The sequence below is a fragment of the Streptomyces sp. NPDC050658 genome (genome assembly GCF_044457025.1).
GTDB lineage: Bacteria > Actinomycetota > Actinomycetes > Streptomycetales > Streptomycetaceae > Streptomyces.
The window spans coordinates 877,276-886,897 of record NZ_JBITGM010000003.1 but is presented as its reverse complement, the minus strand read 5'-3'; the positions used below and the strand labels follow the sequence as shown (position 1 = coordinate 886,897).

Annotated in this window: 3 protein-coding genes; 2 read left to right on the top strand and 1 reads right to left on the bottom strand. The window is 71.4% G+C overall.

Annotated elements, in window-relative coordinates:
- The first annotated feature begins 7 nt into the window (after nucleotides 1-7).
- Together ACIBKX_RS15555 and ACIBKX_RS15550 are read left to right on the top strand one after the other, a co-directional pair.
- Nucleotides 8-4,531: an SDR family NAD(P)-dependent oxidoreductase gene (locus ACIBKX_RS15555; RefSeq protein ID WP_399375790.1), complete on the top strand. Its 4,524-nt coding sequence runs from the start codon at nucleotides 8-10 to the stop codon at nucleotides 4,529-4,531.
- A 22-nt stretch (nucleotides 4,532-4,553) separates the two neighbouring features.
- Nucleotides 4,554-8,642, top strand: coding sequence for a beta-ketoacyl synthase N-terminal-like domain-containing protein (locus ACIBKX_RS15550; RefSeq protein ID WP_363276180.1), 4,089 nt, complete (start codon nucleotides 4,554-4,556; stop codon nucleotides 8,640-8,642).
- A 106-nt stretch (nucleotides 8,643-8,748) separates the two neighbouring features.
- Here ACIBKX_RS15550 and ACIBKX_RS15545 read toward each other — a convergent pair whose 3' ends face one another.
- Nucleotides 8,749-9,621 (bottom strand): 3-hydroxybutyryl-CoA dehydrogenase, encoded by an 873-nt coding sequence (locus ACIBKX_RS15545; RefSeq protein ID WP_363276179.1) that lies wholly within the window; start codon nucleotides 9,619-9,621, stop codon nucleotides 8,749-8,751.
- Between the last annotated feature and the right edge of the window lies 1 nt (nucleotide 9,622).

The following is a 9,622-nucleotide window of genomic DNA, read 5'->3' as shown; positions in this document are numbered from 1 at the left end:
GCTGTCTTTGGAGGACGGGGCGCGGGTCGTTGCGCTCCGCAGCCGGGTGATCGGTGAGGAGTTGGCCGGTCTCGGTGGGATGGTGTCGGTGGCGGAGCCGCTGGAGCGGGTCCGGGAGCGGCTCGTCACCTGGGGTGAGCGGATTTCGGTGGCTGCGGTCAACGGGCCGTCCTCCGTGGTGGTTTCGGGTGAGCCTGGGGCGTTGGACGGGCTGGTGGCCGCCTGTGAGGCCGAGGAGGTGCGGGTCCGGCGTATCCCCGTGGACTACGCCTCGCACTCGGTGCAGGTGGAGCAGATAGCCGACCGTCTGGAGAGGGAACTCGACGGTCTCAGCCCTCGCGCCGGTCAAGTCCCGATGTTCTCGACGGTGGAGGCGGCCTGGCTGGAGGCGGGTCGGTTGGATGCCTCGTACTGGGTACGGAACCTGCGCCGGCAGGTGCGGTTCGACGAGGCCGTGCGCGGCCTGCTGGAGGACGGCTTCCGGTTCTTCGTCGAGTGCAGCGCCCACCCCGTCCTGACTGTCGGCGTCGAGGAGACTGCGACGGCCGTCGGCGCGGACGCGGTGGCCGGCGGAACGCTGCGCCGCGACGACGGAGGCCTGGAGCGGCTGTTCACCTCGGCCGCCGAGATGTTCGTACGCGGCCTGCCCGTCGACTGGAAGGGGGTCACGGGCACCACCCCGAACACCCCCGTGGACCTGCCCACTTACGCCTTCCAACGCCGACGCTACTGGTACGAACCGGAAGCGACGGGCGGTGTATCGGACCCGGCCGCCCTCGGCTTGAGCGACGTCGCCCACCCGCTGCTTGGCGCGGCGGTAGAGATGGCCGACGGTGATGGCGCGGTACTGACGGGGCGGTTGTCCGCCGCACGTCCCGGCTGGCTGGCGGAGCACCGGGTGGGCGGGACCGTGGTGGTGCCGGGGACGGCGCTGCTGGAGATGGCGGCTCGGGCGGGGGAGCAGGTGGGGTGTACGCGGGTCGAGGAGCTGGTCCTGCAGACCCCGTTGGTGATTCCCGCCGGCGAGGAGATCGACGTACAGATCCGGGTGGGCGCGCCGGACGAGAGCGGACGGCAGGAGCTGGACGTCTTCGCCCGCCGGGACGGTGTCGAGCAGCCCTGGACCCGGCACGCGGGTGCCACGGTGGTGCCCGAGCAGGCCGCCGCTCTGGAGCCCTCCACCACTTGGCCGCCGACCGGGGCCGTGCCGATCGCGCTGGATGGTCTGTACGAGCGGCTGGCTGACGGAGGCCTGGAGTACGGGCCGGCCTTCCGGGGACTTAAGGCCGTCTGGCGCGGGGAGCGGACCGACGAGATCTTCGCCGAGGTGCGGTTGCCGCAGCCGGTGGAAGGCCAGGCGGAGCGGTATCTGGTGCATCCGGCGCTGCTGGACACCGTGCTGCACTCGGTGGTCGTCGGGGATCTGTTGCCCGACGCGGAGACGTCCCGGCTGCCGTTCTCGTTCACCGGCGTGACCGTGCACGCCGTCGGTGCCTCCGTGCTGCGGGTGCGGCTGACGGCGGCCGGGCCCGACGGTGTGACGTTGGAAGCCCGCGACGTGGCCGGGAACCCGGTGCTGACCGCCGACGCGGTGGTGATGAGGCCGGTGTCGCAGAGCCGGCTGCGGGAAGCGGTGGCCACCCGGCCGGACTCCCTGCACCAGGTGATCTGGCAACCCGCCGCACCCCTCGCCGCCCTGCCGACGGCCTCCTCCGCCTGGCGCCTGCTGAGTACGCCGTACGAGGCGGCGTCCGACCTGTCCGAGGCATGCGCTGCCGCACTCCGGGACGCGGGTGTCTCCGTAAGACCGCTTGAATCGCTCGCGCTCGCCGCACCACTCATGGGTGCCGACCCGGACCCTGTGGTGCTGGCACCCTACGCAGCTGCTCCTGTCGACGACGACACCGACCTTCCCGAGCGTGTGCGTACGCACGTGGGCGCGATGCTCACGGACATCCAGGCCTGGCTCGCACTCGAACGAGGGCCGGGCGCGCGGCTGGTGGTCGTGACCAGGAACGCCGTGGCCACGGGCGCGGGCGAGGCCGGGGCAGATCCCGCGCAGGCAGCCCTCTGGGGGCTCGTGCGCTCCGCCCAGACCGAGCACCCGGACGCGCTCCAGCTGATCGACCTCGACACCGACCCTTCCTCGGCGGCGGCCCTGCCCGCGGCCGTGGCGTCGGGCCATCCGCAACTGGCCGTACGGGGAGGCGAGCCGCTCGTGCCCCGCCTGGTGCGGGCGGCGACCGCCGCCGAGAACCATGCCGCGGCGCCGCTGCCCGCCCCGGAGGACGCGGACTGGCGTCTGGAGAGCGTGGCCAAGGGCACCCTGGACGGACTCGCGCTCGTCCCCTGCACAGCCGACGTGAACCGGCCGCTCGCACCGCACGAGGTGCGCGTGGCGGTACGCGCGGCCGGGCTCAACTTCCGTGACGTCCTAATCGCCCTGGACATGTATCCGCTCGACGCGACGCTGGGCAGCGAGGCCGCGGGCGTGATCACCGAGGTGGGCGCCGAGGTACGCGAACTCGCCCCCGGCGAACGCGTGATGGGCATCATGCTCGACTCCTTCGGGCCGACCGCCGTCGCCGACAGCCGGCTCCTCACGCGCATCCCCGAGCCGTGGTCGTTCACCGACGCGGCGGCCTTCTCCATCGTGTTCCTCACCGCGCAGTACGCCCTCACCGACCTCGCGGCGCTGCAGCCCGGCGAGTCCGTGCTCGTGCACGCGGGAGCCGGTGGCGTCGGCATGGCCGCGGTGCAGTTGGCGCGGCTCGCGGGTGCGGAGGTGTTCGCCTCCGCCAGCCCCGGCAAGTGGGACACGCTGCGGTCACTCGGCCTGGACGACGCGCACATCGTGTCGTCGCGGGACCTCGGGTTCGAAGAGGCGGTACGGAAGACCACCGGGGGCCGGGGTCTGGACGTCGTACTGAACTCCCTCTCCGGGGAGTTCGTGGACGCCTCGCTCCGGCTGCTCGCTCCGGAGGGCCGGCTGATCGAGCTGGGCAAGACGGACGTACGCACTCAGGAGGAGATCACCGCCGGTCATCCCGGCGTGCGCTACCGGGCCTTCGAACTTCTTGAGGCCGGGCCCGAACGCATACGGACGATGTTCGCCGAACTGCTCGCCCACGTCGCGGCGGGGGAGCTGCGCACCCTGCCCACCACCGCCTGGGACGTACGCCGTGCCCCGGAAGCCTTCCGGTTCCTCAGCCAGGCACGCCATGTCGGCAAGCTGGTGCTGACGGTGCCGCGCCCCGTCGACCCCGAAGGCACCGTGCTGATCACCGGCGGCACCGGCACACTGGGCAGGGCACTCGCCCGGCATCTGGCCGCCGTGCACGGTGTACGCCATCTGCTGCTCACCGGGCGGCAGGGGCCGGCGGCGGCCGGCGTGGACGAACTGCGGGCCTCCTTGGCCGAGCACGGGGCGACGCTGACCGTCGCGGCCTGCGATGTGACCGACCGGGCGGCCTTGGCGGACATCGTCGCGGGCATCCCCTCTCGGCACCCGCTGCGGGCGGTCGTGCACGCGGCGGGCGTGCTCGACGACGCGGTGGTGACCTCGCTCGACGCGGGGCACCTGGACCGGGTGTTCGCGCCCAAGGTGGACGGCACGGTCCATCTCCACGCGCTCACCCGGCATCTCGACCTCGACGCCTTCGTGCTCTTCTCGTCCTTCGCGGGCACGGTCGGCAGCCCCGGGCAGGGCAACTACGCGGCGGCGAGTGCGTTCCTGGACGCCTTCGCGAGCCGCAGCGCCGCCGAGGGCGTCCGTGCCGTCTCGCTGGCCTGGGGATTCTGGGCGGACAGCAGCGGAATGACCGGCCACCTGGCGGACACGGACCTCGCCCGGATCTCCCGGGGCGGGCTCGCGCCGCTCACCGAGGAGGAGGGGCTCGCGCTCTTCGACGCGGCCATGGCCTCCGCCGAAGTCCAGCTGGCGCCGGTGCGGTTCGACACCGCGCGACTGTCGGCCGAGATCGCGGCCGGAACCGCGCCGCCCCTCCTGGAACGCCTTGCCCGCACACCCCGCCGACGCGGAGCGGTACCTGCGGCCGCCCGTTCCGAGCAGGGCGGTGAGCAGGGTACGGACACGCTGCGGGACCGCCTGGTCAGGACGGACCGCGCCGAGCGCGAGCGCATGGTTCTCGAACTGGTGCAGACCCAGGCCGCCCTGGTGCTCGGGCACTCCGGTGGCCGTCATCAACTCATCGACGTGGACCGGGCGTTCAAGGACCTCGGCTTCGACTCCCTCACGGGCGTGGAATTCCGCAACCGCCTCAACGCGGCGACGGGGCTGCGGCTGCCGGCGACGCTGGTCTTCGATCACCCGAGTCCACGCGTACTCACCGTCCATTTGTGCGGGGAACTCGGTGCCTTGCTGGGCCCCGACGAAATCGAGACCACTGATATCGGGACGGAGACCGAGGCCGTCGACATCGGGACGGAGACCGAGGCCGATATCGACCTCATCGACACGCTCGACGCCGAGAGCCTGATCAAGATGGCGTACGGCGATTCCGCGTCCTGACGATTGCCTGAGCGAGGGCCCGATGCATACAGACACGCCTGCCGACAGCAAACTCATCGACGCACTGCGGAACTCTCTGAAAGAGACCCGGCAGTTGAAGGAGGAGAACCGAAGGCTCGCCGAGAAGGCCCGTGAACCCATTGCGGTCGTGGGGATGGCCTGTCGCCTTCCGGGCGGTGTGGACTCCCCGGAAGGGCTGTGGCGGCTGGTCGCCGACGGCGTGGACGCGATAGGCGGGCTGCCTTCGGACCGGGGCTGGGACCTGGACGGACTGTTCGACGAGGATCCGGATCGACCGGGGACCAGCTACGCCCGGTCGGGCGGCTTCCTGGACGACGCGTCGGGATTCGATGCCGGGTTCTTCGGCATTTCGCCGCGTGAGGCGCTGGCGATGGACCCGCAGCAGCGGCTGCTCCTGGAGACCTCGTGGGAGGCGCTGGAGCGTTCGGGCATCGACCCCCGCTCGCTGAGGGGCACTCGGGCCGGCGTCTTCACGGGCGTGATGCATCAGTCGTACGTACCGGAGGCCGGCCCGTCTCTGGCCGATCTCGAAGGCTATCTCGGCAGTGGCAGCGCGGGGAGCGTGGCGTCGGGCCGGGTGGCGTACACGCTCGGCCTCGAAGGTCCTGCGGTTTCCGTCGACACGGCGTGCTCGTCGTCGCTGGTGGCCTTGCATCTGGCGGTACGTGCGTTGCGCGGCGGGGAGTGTTCGCTGGCTCTGGCGGGTGGCGTGACGGTCATGGCGACCCCTGCGACTTTCGTGGAGTTCAGCCGTCAGCGGGGGTTGGCGGCGGATGGCCGGTGCAAGGCGTTCGGGGCGGGTGCGGATGGCTTTGGTCCGGCCGAGGGCGTTGGTGTGCTGGTGGTGGAGCGGCTGTCGGATGCACGTCGCCATGGACATCGGGTGCTTGCGGTGGTGCGGGGTTCGGCGGTCAATCAGGACGGGGCCTCGAATGGGCTGACGGCACCGAACGGACCCGCCCAGCAGCGGGTGATCCAGCAGGCGTTGGCCGACGCGGGTGTGGCGGCAGCCGAGGTGGACGTGGTGGAGGCCCATGGGACGGGCACCGCGTTGGGCGATCCCATCGAGGCGCAGGCACTGCTGGCGACGTATGGGAAACGACGGTCGTCGGACCAACAGCCGTTGTGGCTCGGCTCGTTGAAGTCGAACATCGGTCACACCCAGGCGGCCGCGGGTGCGGCGGGTGTCATCAAGATGGTGATGGCGCTGCGAGAACGTGTTCTGCCGCGCACGCTGCACGTCGATGAGCCGTCACCTCACGTTGAGTGGTCCTCGGGTGGGGTGGAGTTGCTGGCCGAGGCCCGGAGCTGGCCGGAAGCGGGCCGACCCCGACGGGCGGCCGTGTCCTCCTTCGGGATCAGTGGCACCAATGCGCATGTCGTGCTGGAGCAGGCCCCGGATGACGCCCCGGACGACGAGGAGCGCCCCGCAGCGGCCGGTGCCGTTCCGTGGGTGATCAGCGGTCACACTCCTGAGGCTTTGAAGGCGCAGGCAGGACGGCTGTCGGCGAGGCTGAGGGAGGACGGGGGCAAGGGCAAGGGCAAGGACGAGGACGCGGACGCTGATGTCGGTGGCGTCGCCCGCGCGTTGGTGTCCTCGCGGTCGGTCTTCGAGCACCGCGCGGTGGTGCTGGGGGAGGACCGGGCGGCCCTGCTCGCCGGCCTGGACGCGGTCGAAAGGGGCACGCCGAACCCCGGCGTGATCTCAAGCCCGGCCTCCGCGGCCGAAAGGCCGACGGGCAGGGTGGCGTTCGTGTTTCCGGGACAGGGGACGCAATCGCCCGGAATGGGAAGGGAGTTGTACGCGGCGTACCCGGCCTTCACGCAGGCACTGGACGACGTGTGCGCGGCCATGGACGGCCTCCTCGACCGCCCGCTGCTGGACGTGATGTTCGCCGAGAAGGGCTCCGAGGCGGGGGATCTGCTGGCCCGCACGGATTTCGCCCAGCCCGCGCTCTTCGCCTTCGAAGTGGCGCTGTGGCGGCTGTGGCAGTCCTGGGGTGTGGCTCCTTCCTTTGTGGCCGGTCATTCGGTGGGGGAGTTCGCTGCCGGATACGTTGCCGGGCTGTGGGGGCTTCAGGATGCGGCGCGCCTCGTGGCCGCCCGCGGACGCTTGATGCAGCGGCTGCCGCAGGGCGGCTCAATGGCCGCGATAAGGGTGCCCGCGGGCGAGGACGCGGTGTCCTGGCTCGCCGAATTCGAGCTGTCCCCGGCCACTGGAGTGGAGATCGCAGCCGTCAACGGGCCGTCCTCTGCGGTGGTTTCGGGCGGTGTGGCAAGCATCGAGCGACTGGCGGAAGTGTGGCGGGAGCGGCATTGCAAGGTCACGCCGTTGGCGGTGACGCAGGCGTTTCACTCGGCGCTGATGGAGCCGATGCCGGATGAATTCCGGCGGGTTCTCGCGACGGTGGAGTTCCGGTCTCCCGCTGTCGGCTGGGCATCCACGGTCACCGGGAGTCTCGTGGAGCCGCACGAGGTATGCGACCCGGAGTACTGGGTTCGTCAGATACGTCAGCCGGTGCGCTTCGCCGAAGCGGTGCGGGCGTTGGCGGACGCCGGAGCCGACGTCTGCGTCGAGGCCGGCGGTGACGCTTCCCTGAGTTCCCTGGGGCCCGAGTGCGTGGCCGATCCGGGGGCCGTGCACTGGGTGCCTTCGCTGCGTCGGCGGTCGGCGGAACAGGGGGCGCTGATCCGTGCAGCAGCCGAGATGTTCGTACGCGGAGTGGATGTCGACTGGGTGACGGTGCAGGGCGCCGTGGGCTCACGGGCGCGCCATGTCGACCTCCCTACCTACGCCTTCCGGCGGAAGCGCTACTGGCTACGGGATCGAGTCGTCGCGACAGCCGGTGCCGCAGCCCCCGTGACCGTGACCGCTCCGCAGGAGGCGGCCCGGCCACTTCCCCCTGTCGAGGAGCGAACGCCCCACTGGCAGGATCCCCAACAGCCCGAAGAGCAACGGCGGCAGGCCCTGCTGGACTTCGTGCTTGCCGAGGCCGCCGCTGTCCTTGGTCACACCACCACCCAGGAGTTGACCCCGGAGGGACCCTTCCGGGACGCCGGGTTCGACTCGCTGAGCGCGGTGGCGATGCGGAATCGGCTCCATACGGCGACGGGACTCGACCTCTCCGCGGCCACGGTGTTCGAGCACCCGACGCCGCGCGACCTGGTGGAGCACCTTCTGTCCGTACTGCCGCTCCGATCGGCCGAGGAGATGGGACAAGCCACGCCCCAGCCGCCCGCCCCCGCAGCGCACCGGGCCGAGACCGGCGACCCTTTCGGCCGACTCTTCCAGCAGGCCCGCACGGACGGCAGGGGGACGGAGGCGAACGAGCTCGTCGCGGCCGCCCTGCGACTGCGTACCGATACGGATGACCCGACGGAGCTGCTGAAGGGGCTGACGCCGGTACCGCTGGCCTCGGGAGCTGACGGGCCCGCCCTGCTGTGTCTGCCCCCGCTCGTCCCCGTACCCGTCGGCCTGCAGTTCGGCGGCTTCGCCTCCGCGTACCAGGGGGCGCGGGAGGTCACCGCACTGCCCTTGCCCGGTTTCGCCGGCGGTGGTGAACTGCTGCCGCGCGACGTCGAGACGATGGTCGCGGTGCAGGCGGCGGCGGTGCGCGGGCACATGGGCGGCGAGCCCTGCGTGCTCGTCGGCTACTCGTCCGGCGGCATGATGGCTCACGCGGTGGCATCTCTCCTGGAGGCCGAGGGCAATCCGCCGGCCGCCCTGGTGCTGCTCGACGCCTACGTCCTGGGGGACATGCCGGAACGCCTGGTGCGCGCCATGAACTACGAGGTCCTCGACCGCCGGTCGCATTTCGCGGCCCTGGACGTCATGGGCCTCACCGCGATGCGCCGCTACATGGACGAGTTCACGCACTGGACGCCCGGTCCCGTGCACACTCCCACCCTGTTCGTACGCCCGAGCCAGTGCGTGCCCGGAGTACCCGGCGAGGTGCTGACGGAGGAGGAGTGGCGCTCCACGTGGAAGGGCGCCGACGCCTGTGTGGAGGTGTCCGGCGACCACTGCTCGATGATGACGGACGACATCGCGGGCACGGCTCGTGCGGTGCGGGACTGGCTGCGGGCGTAAAGCGCCCGGAATGCGCCGAAGAGGCGCGGAACAGCTCACCACCCTGTTCCGCGCCCCTCCCCGGCAGCCGCAGGCCCCTCAGCCCGGCGGCAGTGACCCGAGCCCCTCAGCCCCGGTCGTAGGTGTGGAACCCCCGGCCGCTCTTCCGGCCGAGCAGTCCCGCCTCCACCATCCGCTGGAGCAGCGGCGGCGGAGCGTACAACGGCTCCTTGAACTCTGCGTAGAGGGATTCCGCGATGGACGCGACGGTGTCCAGGCCGATCAGGTCGGCCAGTTTCAGCGGCCCCATCGGATGGGCGCAGCCCAGCTCCATGCCCGCGTCCACGTCGGCGGCGCTCGCGAAGCCGGACTCCGTCATCCGGATCGCCGAGAGGAGATAGGGCACGAGCAGGGCGTTGACGACGAAGCCCGCGCGGTCCTGGGAGCGTACGACCGTCTTGCCGAGGGTGTGCTCGGCGAAGTCCCGCACGGTGGCGACGGTCCGCGCCGCCGTGTGCAGCGAGGAGACGACCTCGACCAGTGGCAGCACGGGGACGGGGTTGAAGAAGTGCAGCCCGACGACGTGATCGGCACGCCGGGTGGCCATCCCGAGCCGCATGACGGGAAGGGACGAGGTGTTGGTGGCGAGGATCGCCTCGGGGTCCTCGACGACCTTGTCCAGCGTGGCGAACACCTCCGTCTTCGCCACCGTGTCCTCGACGACCGCCTCGATGACGAGCTGCCGGTCGGCCAGATCGTCGAGGCTGCCGGTGAACACCATGCGGGCCAGCGCGTCCTCGGCGGAGATGCGGTCCAACTTGCCGCGCTGCACGGCTCGTTCGAGGGAGACGGCGACCCGTTCGCGGGCCGCACGGGCAGCCGCGCCGTCCGCCTCGCAGACCACGGTGTCGAGGCCCGCGCGGGCGCACACCTCGGCGATCCCGGCGCCCATCTGGCCGCCGCCCACGATGCCGACCCGGCGGATGGCTGTGCTCCTCATG

Bases quoted from the DNA above. Each gene is read 5' to 3' on its own strand.
- ACIBKX_RS15545 (WP_363276179.1), bottom strand. From the start codon at position 9,621: ATGAGGAGCACAGCCATCCGCCGGGTCGGCATCGTGGGCGGCGGCCAG.
- ACIBKX_RS15550 (WP_363276180.1), top strand. From the start codon at position 4,554: ATGCATACAGACACGCCTGCCGACAGCAAACTCATCGACGCACTGCGG.